Below are 17,340 nucleotides of genomic sequence, written 5' to 3' on the forward strand. Positions count from 1 at the left end.
AGATGCGATCATCTTACATTGCAGCAAGTTATCACTAGCCAGTATCGGCCTGGCTTGACAGGAGGCAGAGCGCGGCCAAAGTCATTCCCGCAACGCGGCCAACACCTCCACCCTGGCCGCCTTCCACGCGGGGTACCCTCCGGCCAGCACCCCGCAGGTCATGGACAGCAGACAGATTGCGGCGGCAAGGGGGATATTCAGGTAGCGCGGGAGAAGCCCCCACGCGGCCACCGCCTCCAGAAGGCCCAGGGCCACCCCAACGCCAAGCACGCCCCCCGCCCCGGCCATGAGCCCCGCCTCGAAAAGGAATTGCTGCATGATGAGCCGCCGCGGCGCCCCCACCGCCCGTCGTATGCCGATCTCGGTCTGCCGGGAGTGCACCTGGAGGATCATGATGGAGAAGATGCCAAGCGACCCCACGAAAAAGGAAATGCCCGCCCCGACGAAGCCCAGCGTGGTCATAAGGTCCAGGGCGCCCGTGACCATCTCGTCGACCTGTCCGGCAAAGTTCACGCTGAAGTCGTTGCCCTCGGCGGGCGCAAGGCGGTGCCGCTGCCGCAAAAGCCCCTCCAGCGAACGGCCCAGGGCGGAGATCGCCTCCCGGCTCTGCATCTCCAGGAAAAACCCCGTGACGTGCGTCTGCGACGCAAAGCGCTCCATGGCCGCGCGGACCGGAACGAAGAGGACCTCGTCCATGTTTGCGCCGCTGCTGTCGGCCCCTCGCGGGCCCATGACGCCCACCACGAGCACGGCACTGCGATGTATCCGCACGTAGGCGCCCACGGCGGCCGCCGGATCGTCGAAAAGGCGCCGGGCGAGCGCATCGCCAAGGACGCAGACCAAAGCGGCCCGCCGTTCGTCCTCCGCGCGGAAAAAGCGACCCTGGGCCGGGGCAATCCTGTGCAGGCCCGCATATTCCGGCGTCACGCCCATGATGGAGCCGCCGCTGCCCTTGCCGCCATGGGAAATCCATCCGCTGGAGACCACGAAGGGAACACCCGCCGTGAAGCGGGGGATCTCGGCCATGGCCGCTTCGAGGTCCTGCGGCGTCAGCGTCGCCGCAGCCGTGAGGGGAACGTAGCGTCCGTCCTGCTCCGTCGAGCCGGAGCCATCGCCGGAATCCACATCGGCTCCGGTCGCGCCCCGAACGTCCGCCCGGCGGCTGAACGAAGGGCGCTCCGCCGAAACCGTGGCGATGTGCGAGCCCAGGCTGCGCGCCTGCGCCTCGATTTGCAGGGATATGGCGCCCAAAACGTGCGTGATGCCGGTCAGAAGCAGAGCCCCCAGGAAGACGCCCAACGCGGCGAACAGCGTTCGCAGCGGCTGGACGGCGAGAATGCGCAGCGCGGCGCGCAGGCCGAAGCGGAACCCGGCCGTCCCTGACGGCTGGGGCGGGGCCTTGCCCTCCTTCCGCCGCCGGGGCGGCGTCCTCATGCTCCCCTCCGCAGCGCCTGGACGGCAGGCATGGCCGCCGCGATCCGCGCAGGGCGCAGAGCGAAGAAAAAGCCGATTCCACACGCTCCGGCAAAGGCCCACAGGAACAACTCCGGGGAAAGGGCGATGTTCAAAAAGCCGAAACGCTCCAGGGTGTGGCTGACAACGAGCCCGACCGCGAGACCCAGCGCGGCGCCCAGGACGCAAAGCAGCAGGGATTCGAGCATGATTTGCAGCAGAATGCAGAACCGGTTCGCGCCGAGGGCCTTCTTCAAACCGATCTCCTCCTGCCGCTCGGCCACGGAAAGATGAAACAGGTTGGCAAGAACGAACCCGCTGATCAGGACGGAGGCCAGCACCGCCGTTCCGAGAAACAGCACCACGCCGCTCTTGAGGAGGGAAAGAAATTGCAGCACGTCGCCAGCCGTGAAAAGCAGGAAATCGTCCTCCTGCGTTTCGCCGAGGCCGTGAGCCTCCCGCAATACGCCGCGCACTGCGGCCATATGCGTCGGCATGGCCGACTCGGGAGTGGCGGAGGGAAACGTCACCCGGAACTGGTAAAGATGCTCGTGCGAAATATTGAAGCATCCGGCCATGGTGGTGATGGGCACGGTCGCCCGGTCGTCGATCTCCACCCCGTCGGAGGCCAGGCCGAGGGGGGCATGTACGCCCTTGACCGTAAACGGAATGGAGTCCAGCAGCACGGTTTCGCCGATGGGGTCCTGGTCCCCGAACAGTTCCCGGGCGGTGATTTCGCCAAGAAAACAAACCCGGCGCGAATACCGGACATCGTCGGCGGTGAAGTCCAATCCCTTTTGCAACGGCCAGGACCAATGCAGCCAGTGGTCCGCGCCGCTACCGCTCAGGGAATCCGCCACATGCGTCTTCCCGTTGCCCTGCACGATGACGCCCACCCGGTACAGATAGGGCGAGACGCGCTCCACATCGGGCAGCCGGTCTTCCAGGGCCCGCACGTCGCTCCAGGTCAACGTCATGGCGGACCGTCCCAGGCTCTGCCCTTCGTAGTCGGCCCCCAGCACATTGACCGCCGTGGGGCCGAACTTGACGGCCAGTTCCCCGGCCTTGCGTTCCGCGCCTTCCATGGTGGCGACGATGATGGTCAGGGCCGTGACGGCAAGGGCCACGGCAAAAACGATGAGCAGACTCCGCAGCCGGAACCGCCACAGGGAGATCGCGGCCAGTTGCAGCGAGCGGTATGCCAGGACAGGACGCATCCCATCCCTCTACGGCAGGCCTGCGGACGCGGTGGCAGACGGGGCATCCCCATCGCCGCAGGCCGGAGCCGGGGCCGGGCCTCCGTCCGCCACGACAAGGCCGTCGTGGACCCGGACGCTCCGCCGGGCGGCCTGGGCGGTCTGGGGATCGTGGGTCACGACCACGATGCTGGTGCCCGAGGCGTTGATCTCCTGGAAAAGCGCCAGGATGTCCTCGCTGGTAGCTGCGTCGAGCTGGCCGGTGGGTTCGTCGGCCAGAAGAAGGTCCGGCTCGTTGAACAGGGCCCGGGCCAGGGACACCCGCTGCTGCTGCCCGCCCGACAACTGCGCCGGAATATGCCCGACCCTATCCGCCAGCCCGACCTGATCCAGCAGGGCCATGGCCCGCTCGCGCATGGAGGAAAGCCGCTCGCCGGTATACATGCCCGGCAGCATCACGTTCTCGAGGGCCGAGGCGCGGGGCATCAAATAGAAGCTCTGGAAGACGAAGCCGATGAAACGACTGCGCACCAGGCTGGCCGCTTCGTCGTCCAGCCCGGCGACATCCCGCCCGTTGAGGGCGTAGGTTCCGGAGTCGGGCTGATCGAGGAGGCCCAGGATATGCAGCAGGGTGGACTTCCCCGACCCCGAACTGCCCACCAGCGCGAGGAAGTCCCCCCGGTGCAGCGTGAGCGAAATGCCGCGAAGCACCCGGGTTTCCCGCCCGGCCTGCACGAAGCTGCGCGTGATGTCGCGCAACTCGGCCAGGGGCGCTGCGATATGCGCATCGCCCGGCGTCATTGCGCGCCCTCCCACTCGCTCGGGAAAACGTCCGGCAATTCCACCCTGGTGACGACGGTCTCCCCGTCCTCGAGTCCGTCAAGAATTTCCGTGGCCTTCCTGCCGACCAGCCCCGTGCGCACCTCCCGCGGCCGGGGCTGGCCGTGTGAATCCAGCGCCAGCAGCACGCGGCGCGAACCTATCCACTTGAAGGCCGCGTTGGGAGCCAGCAGCACGCCCTCCTTGCGCCCGACCACCATGTCGCAGTGGGCGGTCATTTCCGGATGCAGCGCCCGGGCCGTCTCCGGGTCCAGGCGGACCAAAGCCCGGTAGTACACGATATTGTTGCGGATCTCTGGCCCGGGGTGAATCAGGGCCACCCGCCCGGCGAACTGCCGGTCCGGATAGGCTCCGACCCGGAAGCGGACGGCGTCCCCGATCTTGACCTCGCCGATGTCGTGCTCGTCCACATAGACGCGCAACTCCAGGCGGGACACGTCGAGCACCGAAATCAGGTCCGCCACCTGCAACCCGGCCACCACGGTCTCCCCTTCCTGGGCGGTGATGCCGCTGACGACCCCATCGATGGGGCTGACGATGGTCGTGTACGACAGGCGAATCCGGGCCGCGTCCAGCGCCGCCTCGGCCGTGTCGATGGCCTGGGCCAGCCGGGCGCTTTCAAGGGCGTAGCGCGTTGTCAGCCGCTCGCGGGCCGCCTCCAGCATGGCCTTGTTCTCCCGGGCCGCGGTCCGTTCCTTCAGTTCTTTGTCCAGCTCCGCCTGGGCGACGCTTCTCGTCTTTGCCAACGCCTCGATGCGGCTGTACGTGATTTCGGCATGCTCGGCTTCCGCTTCGGCCTTGGCCAACCCGGCCAGGGCCTCCTGCATGTCCAGCGGATAGGTTTCCTCCAGCAGGGCCAACTCCATCCGCAGCGCCCCCAGTTCCGCCTCCAGCATGCGGCACTCGGCCGCCTGCTCGCGCCTGTCCATGGAGGCGATGACTTGCCCCTTGGTAACGGTATCCCCCAATTTGACGTACAGCGTTTCGATCACGCCCGTGACGCGGATGCCCGTCTTGACCTCCGCCCCCTCCTCGGGCTTGATGATTCCCGTGGCCGTCAGCACACGCTCCAGCTCGCCGCGCGCAATCCGCTCGGTTTCCAGGACCTTGACCCCGGCGTTGCCGCTGTCGGCCATGCGGGTGCCGACGACAACGCAGGCCAGGGCAACCACGCCCACCCCCGCCAGAACGAGGCGGCGGCGCAAGAGGCCTTGCCAGCGACGCCGCCCCCACGCCCCGGTCTTCAGTACATACGACTTCACGCCCATCCTCTTCACCTCAAAGCCGCCCGGCGCGGACAGTCGATGTTTTCATGTCGGCATCTCCCTCCCCCGCGCCTCAGGCATTGCCCTGGGCCGCCGCGAGCTGTTCCACCGGCCCGGCCTTGCCCCACAGCATATTGCGCGCCCGCAGCCCGAGGGCGGCCGTGGCGATGAACAGGGCCACCGTCAACGCCAGCCACCACCCCACAACCCCGAACCGCACCGGAGAAACCACCCCGAAGGGCAGCGGCATGCCGGAGAGGACATACCCCAGGGGAATGCCCGCAAACCAATAGGCCACCGTGGTGAAGAGGAAGGGCACCGAAACGTCCCCGATGCCGCGCAGCACACCGTTCAGACAGACCTGCATGGAGTCGGCGATCTGGAAAAAGGCCGCCACGTAAAGGATGGACACGGCAAGCGGGATGACCGCCGCATCGTCGGTAAAAAGCGACGCCAGCGCCTCGGCGTTGAGGATCATGCCGACCATCAGGACGCAGCCGATAAGGGCGCTCAGGGACACGATGCCCGACACGGAAAACCGCAGTTGCACCTTGTCGCCGCCGCCGAACAGGTTGCCCACCCGGATGCAGGCGGCGCTGGAAAAGGCCGCGGCCATGCTGAAGAAGAGAATCATGCAATTGAAGGCCACCTGATGGGCCGCCGCGGCCGCCGCGCCTTGCTGGCTGATGAACAGGACCATGACGGAAAACACCAGGAACTCGGAGGTGAAGCACAGGCCGATGGGCACGCCCTTCTTGAGAATCGCCCACATGGCCGAGAGATCGGGCAGGCGCAGGCTGCCGAAGAGGCGCCGCCCGGCGAACCGGGGAGCCAGGCTCACGTAACCCGCCAGCATGAGCAGGAAGGCGGAATACTCGCAGATGGTCGCCAGGCCGCAGCCCTCGACGCCCAGCGCGGGCATCCCGAAATGGCCGAACATGAAGGCGTAGTTGAAAAGCGCCTTGAAACCCACCGAAATGATGGCGATGACCGTGACCGGAACAACCGCCTTTTGCCCCTCGCAATAGAAGCGGACGGCGAAGACCATGCAGGCCACGGGGATACCCCAGATGACCGCCTTGATGTATTGGCTCGCCGGTACGGCCATGTCCGCCTCCACGCCGAACAGGGCGATGTTGGAGGCAATCACATAGAGCGCAAGCGCGGCGAGCAGCCCGAGGCCCAGGCCCAGATACAGGCCCTGCTGGGTGACGGCGTTGGCGCCGTCTCCGTCGCCCGCCCCGGAAGCCTGCGAAACGACGATGAGCAGGCCGTAGAGCGTGCCCAGGCTGAACGCCAGAAACGGCACCCATATCGCCGCCCCGACGGCGATACTGGCCAAGGCCACGGTGCCCAGGGCTCCGGCCATGGCCGCATCGATGACGCCGTTGGCGATGCCCGCATACTGCGAGATCAGAATCGGCAGGAAAAGAGGGAGAATGACAGGGGTTTCCTTGCGCAGGGCGCTCACAATCGACATAGGGTCTCCTCGCCGGTTGCACGTTGTCGCCTTCGGCCGCATCGCGGCGGACTTGAGGGCACGATAGCCGAAAGCGCCCGGCTGCCGTACCCGGATTCGGTTTAAAAGCACCCGGGAACGCCGCCCCGCACGACGCGCCCGGCCGGACTGCCCCTGCGAGAACATGCCCCGTGCCCGAAAGGCGCGAAGCCGCCCCTGGATGCTCCAGGAGCGGCCCCACCCGACGGGCCGGAATCGGCGCGCCCGGAGCATGCCCCGCTTACCTCTCCGGGGCCCCCTGTCGCCGCGCCTTGAGGGCCACCGCCGACTCGACGATGAGATCCTCCTGACCGCCGACGGGTTTGTACTTCGCAAGCTCGGTACACAACGTAACGGGATCCAGGTCGAACTCGCGCGCCACCTTCTTGATGTGCGAAGCAAACGCGCTGGTGATGCCATGAAGCCCGCTGACGATGTTGAGCGGATCGCTGAACGGTATCTCCCGCAGGATGTGCTCCCGCGTGAATTCGGCAAGCCGGAACAGTTGCGCCATATCGAGTCCCGTTCTGTATCCGTACTGTTCAAGCTGCGGCGCGATGACTTCGAGCTGGCAGTTCCCCGACGCCGCCCCGAGCCCGCAGCAGCAGCCGTCCACAAGCGTGAATCCGTTCTCCACGGCGGTAAAGGCATTGGCGGCGGCCATGCCCAGGTTGTTGTGCGCGTGGAAACCAAGGGGCAGTTGCAGACCCCGGCACAGGAAGGCCGCCGTATCGGCGACCCGGCTCGGGATGAAATGCCCGGCGGAGTCCATGAGAATCAGTCCGTCCGCCCCGGCCTTCTGCACAAGGAGTCCCTGTTCGAGCAACTCCTCCCGGGTGGCCATGTGCGACATGGTCAGGGAGATGATGACCGTTGCGCCGTTGGATTTCAGGAAATCGATGTGCCGGAGCGTGACATCGGCCTCGGTACAATGGCAGCCGAGGCGGAAGTTGGTGACGCCGAGGGCCATGGCGGGCTTGATGTCCTTGTTCACGGTGGCGTATCCCGGCAGCAGGAAACAGCACAGCCGCTCCCGCCCCAGGCCCCGCAGGGCGGCGGCGATGATTTCCCCGTCCGCCAGCGTGCTGAACCCGCTTTGCAGGGAGGAGGCGCCTATGCCGAGGCCGTGGCCGATTTCCACAAAGGGGATGGCCGCCTGCTCCGCCAGCCGGGCGTAACGCTCGATCTGGTCGGCCGTGAGCGAATTGCCCAGGGCATGGCTGCCGTCCCGCAGGGTGGAATCATAGACGACCAGCGTGTCGGTGTTGCGTATCGCGCTCATGCCGTTTCCAGTTGCGCCGTGGCGGACGCACGCCGTTGCCGGAGCCTTTCGCTGTACAGGTCGCCCAGATACACGGCCGCCGCGTTGATGATGTCCAGGTTGCCCGCATACTCCGCCAGATAATCGCCCCGGCCCGAGACCCGCAGCAGGATGGTGATCTTGCCCTCGCCGTACACCGGGTCCGCGATGAGCGTGTACCCGGGGACGTAGCGCCTGACGGCGGCAACGGCGTCCCGGACCGCCCTGGTCACCCTCTCCGTATCGTATTGCCGCACCAGCACGGTGATGGTGACGCGCATGTGCACCGGCGGAGTCGCCGGGTTGAGCAGGCCCAGGCATTTGACCCGCCCGCACCCGGAGAATTCGGCAATGGCCGCCTCAGTGGTTTCCAGGTACTCGTCCATGTTGAGCCTGGTCGCCAGGCCCGCGCTCTTCGACGCACTGGTGTTGACCATCTCGATGTACTCGATGCCCGCGCACTGCCCGGCTACGGCATGAATGACCGGTAAGGCCGCCTGCCCCCCGCAGGACACCAGGCTCACGTCGCGCGCAAGGAACAACCGCTCCGCGTTGATGGTCGGCACGACAGGCGTCCCGGTATGGGAGGGGGTCAGGTCGAAGACCATCTTGCCGATGGCGGCGAATTGGCGGCTGTGCTCCTTGTGCGCCTCGGCGCTCGTGGCGTCGAAAACGATCTCGTAGAGGCCCGGGTTGGCGAGCAGGAATCCGACTTCACCAGAAGAAATGGGAACGCCCATCTCCCGGGCCCGGCGCATGCCCTCGGAGCTCTCCCGCCTGCCGACGAAACAGCCGCACGACATGTTGACCGACCGCTGCACCTTGTACAGCAGGTCCGTCCCGATGATTCCGGACCCAAGTATCGCCACGGGGATTTTTCCTTGCACTGCACACTCCATGTCCTTGCACGTTGTCAGACGCATTATGCGTCGGTGGAAGGCCGACACGAGCCTTGCGCACAAGAGATACGCACGGCCTCAGGGCCTGCCCGGGCGGCGCCTTGCCTGGAGGGCGCCCCGGCCGCGCGGCGCCCCCAGGGGAACGGCGTCCTCCCCGGGCGCTGCCGCCTGGGCAAAAAACCGGGCCTGGCTTTCAATGGTCGGGTTCTGGAAAAGGACCGTCAGGGGGAATTCCCGGCGGAACTCCTTTTGCAATTCATGATGCAACGAGATGAGAATCAGCGAGTTGCCCCCGGCGGCGAAGAATGACGCCTTGGCATCGCGGAAATGGCCCCCGCGCAACACTTTGCCCCAAATCCGCGCAATGACGGCCTCCGGGCCGCGAAACCGCCCGGTTTCAGATCGGTCGGCCATGGCCTGCGTTCTCTTGAACGCCTCCTTCAACCGGGCCAGATGCGTCTTGCCCGTGGCCGTCCGGGGCCAGTCTTCAAGAACGGTTATGGAATCGGGCACCATGACCGCCGGAAGATTTTCCTGAAGGAAGGAACGCAGTGTCCCGGCGAAGGAGGCCGTGTCCGAACAGGCGGCCGACGGCGCCAGAGTCACGAAGCCGTGCAGGCGCTGACCGTCCTCCCCGTCTTCCCAGGCCGCAATCCGGGCCTCGGCAACGCCGGGGAACCCGAGCATGAGCCCTTCCACGTCGTCGGGCTCGATGCGGACACCGCGCACCTTGATCTGGAAATCCTTGCGCCCGGTGATGTGCAGGCGTCCGCGCTCGTCGAGATAGCCCACATCGCCGCTTTGATACCACCTGGCGCCCGGTTCGAGGATGTCGAGAACCGGGAACAACTCGCCGCCCTCGCCGGAAAGATACCCGGGAGTAAGCCCCCACCCCCCTGCGTACAACTCTCCTGTCTCGCCCCAGGGCACGGGCATGCGGTACTCATCCAGCAAGGCCACCGCCCGCCCCGGGAGCGGCACCCCGGCAGGGAGATACCTGGTATCGCACCCGGCCTGATAGTGCTCCCGGGAGTAGCAAAATCCCGTAGGATTATGCATCTCCAGCGCTCCATAGACGCTGTAGAAGGTGACCCCGGGAAGAGCCTCGACGACCGCCTCGGCCAATTGGGTCGGCATCGGCTCGCCGCTGGTGCGGATGAAGCGCAGGCTTTGCAGGCGGCCCTTGAGCCCCTGGCCGATGCGGTGCATGGCCTTCAGCAGGGAGGGCACGGCCACCATCTTGGTCACCCCGTGGCGCTCCATCTGCTGCATCATTTTCTGGACATCGAACGCCGGGGAATGCCCGAGCAGAAGCAGCGGCGCCCCGGACAGGACCGGAACGAAAGCCTCATAGAAGAAATCGGCATAGGACACTGACGATTTCAGGCACCCCAAGTCACCCTGGCCCAGAGGAAATTCCGCCATTTCCCAGGCCAGCCGCCTGGACACCGCGTCGTGAGTGCAGGGGGCGACCTTGGGATGCCCGGTGGAACCCGAGGTACAAAAGAGCATGGCGATGTCTTCCTCCCGGGATTGGACAGGGGCCAGGGCGCCCCGCCCCGGAGGCAATTGCGTCCAGACGGGGAGCATATGCAGCGCCCCGGGCAGGGCCGTCACATTTTCCGGCCCGCCCAGGCCGGGTATCCCGGGCATGGCGAGAATGCTGTCCGGCGCCACCTCGGCCAGGATGGCCGCCATGCGCCCGCCGGGGATGTCCGGGTCCACCAGGAGCCATGAGCCGTTGCGGTGCCAGACGGCAAACATGGCAACGAACAGTTCGACGCCCGTGTACGCGAGGATGACCGTCGTTTTCCCGGGGCCGACGCCATGGCCGTCCAGCGTCTCGGCCAGACGGGAGCTCATGGCCGCCAGCCGCGAAAAGGACACGGACACGTCCCGCTCCGGACCTTCTCCGCCGACGATGAGCGCGGGGGCATCCGGAGTACGCTCCACATGGTCCATCAAGCGCTCCCACGGGGAGCGGAAGGGATAGGACGCCGCCTCCCCGGCAAGCACCGAGGGCGGGCGCCGCGAAAGGTTGGGCAGCACGTCGAGCTTGAGGATATCGGCAAGTAGAGCGTCTGGGGCCGCGGCGACGTACCGCGCCAGGGCGACCATCGCATCGCCGAAAGCCTGCGCCGTTTCGTGCAGGAACAGGTCGGTCGCGTAAAGCATGCAACAGACGACGCCTTCCTCCGTGGGCCAGGCCACGATATCAAGATCGACATGCGTGGAGAGCACGGGGAAGGACACCTCGGAAAAGGAAAGCCCTGCCACATTCTTTGGGGATTCCTGGTAGTTCTGATAGGTGAACGTGGCCTGATAGACCGGGTTGCGGCTCAGGTCCGGGTGCCGGCCGAGGCTCTGGGCCACCAGTTGGAAGGGGTATTCCCCGTGGGCGTACGACGCCAGGACGCTCTCCTGAACGGAGCGCAGGTGCTCCTCGAAGGTCTGGCCCGGATCGTTGTCGATCCTGATGACGAGGTTGTTCACGAGGAAACCGAGCAGGGATTCGGTGCCCGGAAGGGTGCGCCCCGCCAGCGAGCTGCCGATGGCAAAGCGCCGTTGCCCCGAGTACTTGCCGAGCATGATGGCGAAAAGGGCCACCCAGAGCATGAAAGGACTCGCCCCGGACCGGCGGGCCAGCTCCTCCAGGGCGACAGAGACCGGGCGCGGAATGGTGAAGGTCACGCTGGCGCCCTCGAAACTCTGGGCCCCGGGGCGCGGCTTGTCCGTCACCAGACGCAAGTCGTCCACCTCCGCCAGATGCTCCCGCCACCAGGAACCCTCCGCCGTGCCGTATGCTCCTTCCATCGTTTCCCGCTGCCGACGGGCGTACTGCCCGTGGGTCATGGGAAGCGGCGGCAGGTCGGGCGCGGCGCCCCGCAGGCGGGCCGCATACGCCTGGAACAACTCCCTGTGGAAGATATCCTGGGACCAGCCATCGAAAACGCTGTGATGAAAGCCGTACAGGAACGTGAACTGGTCCGGCCCGGCCTGGAGGACGACGCCCCGCGCCAGCGGCCCCGTCCGCAGATGATACGGGGCCGCGACCATATCGTGAATCTCCTGGTCAAGGCGCGCGGCCCGCTCCGCCGTGCCCAGGGCCCGGAGGTCATCGTGGCGGATGGCGCAGTCTTCCGCCGGGAGAAAACGCACGCACGGATTGCCGTCGTCGTCGTCGGGAAAGAAGCTGCGCAATGTTTCGTGGCGGGCGACAACGTCGAGCCAGGCGCAACGCAACGCATGGACATCCAGGTCGCCCGTGATGGTGACCCCGTAGGCCAGGTTGTAGAAGGGATGCCCTTCGGACAGGCGGTCCATGAAGACCAGACGCTCCTGGGCATAGGAAAGAGGCGGGTCGCCTTCGGCTCCGGGAGCCTGGGGCTCCCGCTCCCTGGTTCGCGCCTGGTCCGCCCGTGAAACGAGCGCCGCGAGTTCGTCCAATCCCATTTCGGTCAGGGCTGCGGTGGGGGCCATCTCTTCGCTTCCTCATTCGTCGACGCCGCCCCGCGTCAAGCGCGCAGGGCAGCCTTGTTGACGAGGTTTCTGATTGTATTGCCGCAAAGGTAATCGAGGGCTGTCTGCACGGACAGACGGTTCAGCGCCGCAAGCGACTCCTGCGAACGGTATGCGATGTGCGGAGTGAGAATGACGGCGTCGTGCTCCAGCAGTTCCAGGCTGCGCGCGGAAGGAGGCTCCTCTTCCAGCACGTCCAGGGCCGCGCCGTGGAGTTTCCCGCACCGGAGAGCCTCGGCGACGGCGCCCGTATCCACGAGCGATCCGCGCGAAGTGTTCACCAGCAGCAGGCCGTCCCTGGCCAGGCCGAGATGATTCGCGTTGACGATGTGCCGGGTCTCCCCTGTCGCCGGAGCGAGAACCACAATGATGTCGGCCCGGCGGAACAACTCTTCGATCTCCACCTTGTGGGCGTTCGCCCCCGCGCATTCGGCTGCGCAGACATAGGGATCGAAGGCGACCAGGGAATAGCCGAGGGGAGCGGCCAACGTGGCGAGCTTGCGGGCAATGCGTCCGAAGCCGATGAGCCCGAGCGTCCGGTGGGACAGGCGGCGCATCTCCCGCCCGACGCCTTGCGCCCAGGCTCCCTGGCGCGTTGCGCGGGCATACCGCACGATATTCCGTTCCAGGGCGAGCATGAGCGCCAACGAATGAACGGCTACTTCCTCGATCCCATAGTCCGGCGTGTTGCAGGCGAAAACGCCGCAGCGAGTGAAGTCGTCCAGATTGAAGTTGTCCACGCCGATGCCGACGCGAACGACCATTCTCAGCTTCGGCAGCCGGGAGAGCACCGACGCGTCCACAGGGACGAAACAACACAGGGCGGCATCGCAATCGTGCGCGCCTGCGACGACGGCATCTGCCGTCCTGCATTCCAACACCTTGAGGGACACGTTCGCTTCCCGGCACATCGCCTCGGCGCAATCCAGGAAATTGTCCGGCGCCACGTGCGCATCAAGTATGGCCAACCGCTTCACGTTTGCCCTCCCGGCGGCAAGACGTTCGTCTTCTCACTGCGACGCCCTTCGGGCCGCGCCGCCGTGCCGTGGCGCGCCACGAAACGTCCCGCTCCGGCCTGTTGAATGCCTGCCTGCCTTTAGACACCAAAAAGGGCGCTCCCCTCTGCCCCATACCGGGCGCAAACTAATCGAAATTGATTTTTATTCTCAATCATAGGAAATGCGGCGCCCCCAAGGCGCAAAACACGCCTGCGGCCTTGCGCCCGGCCAGCCGTTGCGGAAATCCGGCGCGCCCTGCACGGGGGAGGGAGAGACGAGACCCCGGCGACGAGGCTCGGGCCCCGGCGGGCGAAGCCACCGCACCCGAACGTTCAGACGATCTCGCCGGGAGGGACGGAGGGGCAGGGCCGGAAGGCCCGGGAGAGCCGGTCCGCTCGCGGATGAGGTGTAACTTCCGCAGCTTTCCTGGCAGGATGCGCTGCGCCCGCAGGCGACCCGCAGCCGGGGCCTGCCCGGAGGACCTTCGCCGGGCACTCCGGCCCGGCGCCTGAGGCGAAACGGATACGGGATCAGGCGTCTATTGAATGGAGATACCGCCCAGCCGCGTTGCGGCCTTTGGGGTTATATTGTAGCGTTTTTTGAATGATGAAATGAAATGACTAATGTTCGAGTATCCAACATCCATGGCGCATTCCGTCACATTACATTGGCCCGACACCAATTTTGAGTGGGCGTATGCCATTTTGCAATCATGAACGTACTGCGCTATCGTCACCATATGTATTGTTTTAAACAGACTGTTCGCCTTTGAAAAGCTCATGCCGAATTTCGAGCAAATGCTTCGCGCCGTATCAATGGTCAGGAATTTTTCATCTATATAACTTTTCATGTCGGCAATCCTTTGGACATCCATCTGATGCGGAGGATATGCCGCCGGGCTGGCGCCGAGCGTCGAGATATTGTTCACGAGCATGGCAAAGCAGCTCAGGGCGATTCCCCGCAACGCAAGCAGGTCGGACGCGGAACAATTCCGGGTATCCACAACCGCCCGCTGCGCCCGGAAGACCGTGTCCGCAAGGGCAACTCCGGCCACGGTGTTCCGCGAATCGCCCTTGCGCATGATGAGATCGCGAATTTGCAAGCTCGCGGCCCGGCCCAGATATGTCTCCAGCGCGGATCGCGTAAAAATGAATCCGATATGGCTGTACGATGTCTGCCTCGCTATGACGGTCTGCACATCCACGTTGTCCCAGTATCCTGCGAGGAACATATTCTTCTGCAAAGAGATCGACTGCCGCCCACCCTCCTCTATGATATACTGAGTCGTTCCGCCAAGGAGAAGTGTTGCCACAAAGACCGCTTCATCGTAATACAAACTTTTTTGCAGGGTCGATTCCACTCTGAGCGGCCCGCAATAGCCGAGATAGAACCCGGGAAGCGGAGCAAAAAGCACTCCGCTACCGTTCAGGGTATCATTCTTCTCGGAGATATTCCCCAGATTCTCGTTCAGGGCGTTGGAATCGGCAATGGCCTGCAATTCGGAAAACGTCCTGAATTCCTTGGCGGTAACTCGTGTTGTCATCGGCTCCCCTGTACGACTGTTTGCTCAGCCGGAATCGCCCCCCTGCTCCTTCCTCCTCCCCCGGAGGCCAGTCCGCATCCATCGGGCGGCACCCCGTCGCCGCTCCCCCCGGCGGAAGGGACATGCACTGGATACGGCAGACACGGCATGGGCCGCATCTGCCATATCGCAACGCTCATGAAATCGAGGCGTTGCGCACGCCCGCCCTGCGGAATCCCCCCTCCGGACACTCCCGACACGGGCGTGCGCTCTGCTCTCTTTCGTCCTTGCTCCCGCCTCCGCCTAGAACCGGTAGGCGAGCTCGAGGCCGAATGTCGCCGTCTCCGCCACGAACGAAAGCTGGTTGGGGGCGGAGAAGTAATCCAGATACCGCGCTCCGAAGATGTTCCTGCCGAACAGGTATACGTCGAAGGATTCCGACTCCCAACCCACGCGGGCGTCGAAGGTCGTGACGGGGGAGCGCTTGTATGTGTTGGCCCCATTCCAATAGAAGTCGCTCACGTAGTTCATGTCCCCGCGCACGAACAGGCCGGATTCGGCCCGGTATTGCAGGCCGACACGGGCGGTGTATTCGGGGGACATCAGCATGCGGTTGCCGTCATACGATGCTGCCGAGTTCGGATCGGTATATTCGTCGTACCGCGCCCGCGTGTACCCGAGGGTCGCGTCGGCCTCCAGCCCGGGGAGAATCAGCCAGGCCATGTCGAGCTCGGCCCCGTAGGCCGTGGCCTTCTTGCCGGGGTTGCTGGCGATGAAGTTGCCGGTGCTCGCGTCGTAGGCCATTTCCTGCAAGTCCGAATACTCGGAGTAGAACAGGACCGGGTTGATGCGCAGCCGGTTGCCGAACCATTCCGTCTTGGCGCCCACCTCGTAGTTCCAGGCCGTCTGCGAGTCGTACTTGAGGTTCCCCAGCCCGGTCATGGTGGTGTAGCAGATGCCGCCCGGGATGAAGCTGCGGCTGACACCGGCGTAGACCATCTTGTCGTCGCTGACGTTGTAGCTCAGGTTCACGCGCGGCAGCAGCTCGGACCAGTCGTCCTCCACGCGGGTGTGGATATCGGCGCCCGTGAAGGCCCACTCGTAGTTCACCGAAGCACTTCTGCTCACGGTATGCCAGCGCAGGCCCGTGGTCAGGTTCAGCGCGTCGGTCAGCGGAATTTCCAACTGCCCGAAGGGCGCGAACTCCGTCGAGAACATCCGGAAGGGCGAGTTCACCACATCGGTGGTGAACAGCGGCGAATACTTCTGGAACGCTTTGCGCATGTTATAGTCGGAGTAGCTGCCGTAGAGGCCGAGAAGCCAGTGCAGGCCATCGGCGTCGTCGTTCGACCGGATCCGCAGCTCCTGCGTGAATTCGTTACGTTCCGTCTCCCTGCCGCCGTCCGAGATCAGGGCATTGACCGGCGCCATGTCGAAAACATAGTCCAGGCTCTCGACGCGCTCTGTCGTGACGCTTTCCGCCGTAAAATTCTCGAAAACGAAACTGCCCGTGAGCGCCATATTCAGCAGGTTCGACGATTCCTCGTCGCCGGGGGAGGCCAGGGATGTCATGGAGACGGTGGCCGGGGAAATCGTATAGTGGGGGCGGTCCTTCTGGCTTTGCGCGTAGTCGAACAGCAGCGCGATGTCCGACTCGGGCACCGGGTTGTACCGCAGTTGCCCCTTGGCGCGCTCATGCCATTGCTCCTCGCGCGCCTCGTCGGTCTCGCTCTTCAGGTACCCCTTCTCGTAGTCGTGCGACCCGGTCAGCGAAAAGGACAGCCCGTCCAGGCCGACCGGCCCGCTGACCGTGGCCCCGGCCTCATAGCTGCCCCGGGAATCGACCTGGGTATGGACCTTGCCTTCCATCTCGTTGCCGGGCTTCTTGGTTATGATGCGGATGATGCCGGCAAAAGCGTTCTTGCCGTAGATGACGCCCTGGGCGCCGCGCAGTATCTCGATCCGCTCCACGTTGGCCAGGTTGACATCCAGGGTCTGGAACGTTTCCATGGGCACGTCGTCGACGTAGATGACGACGGGGTTCGTTTCCGTTCCGGACGAGGAATGCGCGCCACGATACGTCATGAAGTTCATGCCGCCGATGTACTGCGTCGAAGCCACCATGTTCGGCATCCGCGTGAACACATCGTGGATCGAGGTGATCCCGGCATCCACGATATCCTGGGCGGTGATGACATCCATGGTCAACGGAGTCTTCTGGGCCTCGGTTGTGCGCTTGTCCGCAGTCACTTCGACGGTGGGCAGCACAAGTTCCTGTTTTTGATCGGCCTCTTCCACGTCGGCTGCAAACGCCGGGACCGGCCCGAAAAGGGCCAGGAGGAACAGCGTCAGTCCGACAATATGTTGTTTTGAAGCTAAGCGCGGCATCGTCCCCTCGTTGGTTAAACACCAAATGAATTTGAATTTCAAGTTCATTAGTGCACTGCCCCCGTTTGGACTACTCGATTTCACTCCGAAAATATCTCGTTTTGCCCATAAGGGCCTCCAAACAGGCGCGCAAAATGCGCCGCCTCTTCGTCGCGCATCGGCAGGCGTTGCAATGCACCGGCCCGGGTACGCCGTACCCGCCCAACCATGCCGGGAACATGCGCCCCGGCTGCGGGCACGCCGTGCGCCCCTGAATCCTGCGGAAAACGAATGCCCGCACTCCAGGCCCGAGCATCCATGCGCCGCCACGACGAGGCCTCGGCAGAGGGGCGCCGCAAGTTGTGGGCAACAGGCGGACAGCAACCAGGCGGACACCCGGACACGCGCAGAAGTGGGCCGCAACCGACGGAAGCAGGCGAAAGCCCCAGACGACGAAAAAACTGGAACGCAGAGCGTGCGCCTT

At 64.9% G+C, this 17,340-nt stretch carries 11 protein-coding genes; all 11 read right to left on the reverse strand.

Annotated elements, in window-relative coordinates:
• Positions 1 to 81: 81 nt before the first annotated feature.
• Positions 82 to 1,434, reverse strand: coding sequence for an ABC transporter permease (locus tag ACZ5KV_RS03505; protein ID WP_464240958.1), 1,353 nt, complete (start codon positions 1,432 to 1,434; stop codon positions 82 to 84).
• Positions 1,431 to 2,669, reverse strand: coding sequence for an ABC transporter permease (locus ACZ5KV_RS03510; protein ID WP_464240959.1), 1,239 nt, complete (start codon positions 2,667 to 2,669; stop codon positions 1,431 to 1,433). The genes ACZ5KV_RS03505 and ACZ5KV_RS03510 overlap by 4 nt, the downstream gene beginning before the upstream one ends.
• A gap of 9 nt (positions 2,670 to 2,678) precedes the next feature.
• On the reverse strand, positions 2,679 to 3,449 hold the full coding sequence (locus ACZ5KV_RS03515; protein WP_464240960.1) for an ABC transporter ATP-binding protein: 771 nt from the start codon (positions 3,447 to 3,449) through the stop codon (positions 2,679 to 2,681).
• Entirely contained in the window at positions 3,446 to 4,750 is a 1,305-nt protein-coding gene (locus tag ACZ5KV_RS03520) for an efflux RND transporter periplasmic adaptor subunit (RefSeq protein WP_464240961.1), read from the reverse strand. Before ACZ5KV_RS03520 ends, ACZ5KV_RS03515 begins: the two co-directional genes overlap by 4 nt.
• Positions 4,751 to 4,826: 76 nt before the next feature.
• Positions 4,827 to 6,233, reverse strand: coding sequence for an MATE family efflux transporter (locus ACZ5KV_RS03525; protein WP_464240962.1), 1,407 nt, complete (start codon positions 6,231 to 6,233; stop codon positions 4,827 to 4,829).
• Positions 6,234 to 6,492: 259 nt separating this feature from the next.
• Positions 6,493 to 7,533: a hypothetical protein gene (locus ACZ5KV_RS03530; RefSeq protein WP_464240963.1), complete on the reverse strand. Its 1,041-nt coding sequence runs from the start codon at positions 7,531 to 7,533 to the stop codon at positions 6,493 to 6,495.
• Positions 7,530 to 8,420, reverse strand: a complete 891-nt coding sequence (locus tag ACZ5KV_RS03535; protein WP_464240964.1) for an acetaldehyde dehydrogenase (acetylating) — start codon at positions 8,418 to 8,420, stop codon at positions 7,530 to 7,532. The genes ACZ5KV_RS03530 and ACZ5KV_RS03535 overlap by 4 nt, the downstream gene beginning before the upstream one ends.
• A 108-nt stretch (positions 8,421 to 8,528) precedes the next feature.
• Entirely contained in the window at positions 8,529 to 11,930 is a 3,402-nt protein-coding gene (locus ACZ5KV_RS03540; RefSeq protein WP_464240965.1) for a non-ribosomal peptide synthetase, read from the reverse strand.
• A 35-nt stretch (positions 11,931 to 11,965) separates the two neighbouring features.
• Positions 11,966 to 12,946, reverse strand: coding sequence for a C-terminal binding protein (locus ACZ5KV_RS03545; RefSeq protein WP_464240966.1), 981 nt, complete (start codon positions 12,944 to 12,946; stop codon positions 11,966 to 11,968).
• A gap of 559 nt (positions 12,947 to 13,505) precedes the next feature.
• On the reverse strand, positions 13,506 to 14,510 hold the full coding sequence (locus tag ACZ5KV_RS03550; RefSeq protein ID WP_464240967.1) for a helix-turn-helix transcriptional regulator: 1,005 nt from the start codon (positions 14,508 to 14,510) through the stop codon (positions 13,506 to 13,508).
• 282 nt (positions 14,511 to 14,792) lie between these two features.
• Complete coding sequence (locus ACZ5KV_RS03555; protein WP_464240968.1) at positions 14,793 to 16,925, reverse strand: TonB-dependent receptor; 2,133 nt, start codon at positions 16,923 to 16,925, stop codon at positions 14,793 to 14,795.
• Positions 16,926 to 17,340: the final 415 nt, after the last annotated feature.

It is taken from the genome of Desulfocurvus thunnarius, from assembly GCF_055390965.1.

Excerpts from the sequence above, each read along its gene's own strand:
- ACZ5KV_RS03540 (WP_464240965.1), bottom strand. The coding sequence starts at position 11,930 with ATGGCCCCCACCGCAGCCCTGACCGAAATGGGATTGGACGAACTCGCG.
- ACZ5KV_RS03510 (WP_464240959.1), bottom strand. The coding sequence starts at position 2,669 with ATGCGTCCTGTCCTGGCATACCGCTCGCTGCAACTGGCCGCGATCTCC.
- ACZ5KV_RS03515 (WP_464240960.1), bottom strand. The coding sequence starts at position 3,449 with ATGACGCCGGGCGATGCGCATATCGCAGCGCCCCTGGCCGAGTTGCGC.
- ACZ5KV_RS03530 (WP_464240963.1), bottom strand. The coding sequence starts at position 7,533 with ATGAGCGCGATACGCAACACCGACACGCTGGTCGTCTATGATTCCACC.
- ACZ5KV_RS03525 (WP_464240962.1), bottom strand. The coding sequence starts at position 6,233 with ATGTCGATTGTGAGCGCCCTGCGCAAGGAAACCCCTGTCATTCTCCCT.
- ACZ5KV_RS03505 (WP_464240958.1), bottom strand. The coding sequence starts at position 1,434 with ATGAGGACGCCGCCCCGGCGGCGGAAGGAGGGCAAGGCCCCGCCCCAG.
- ACZ5KV_RS03555 (WP_464240968.1), bottom strand. The coding sequence starts at position 16,925 with ATGAACTTGAAATTCAAATTCATTTGGTGTTTAACCAACGAGGGGACG.
- ACZ5KV_RS03550 (WP_464240967.1), bottom strand. The coding sequence starts at position 14,510 with ATGACAACACGAGTTACCGCCAAGGAATTCAGGACGTTTTCCGAATTG.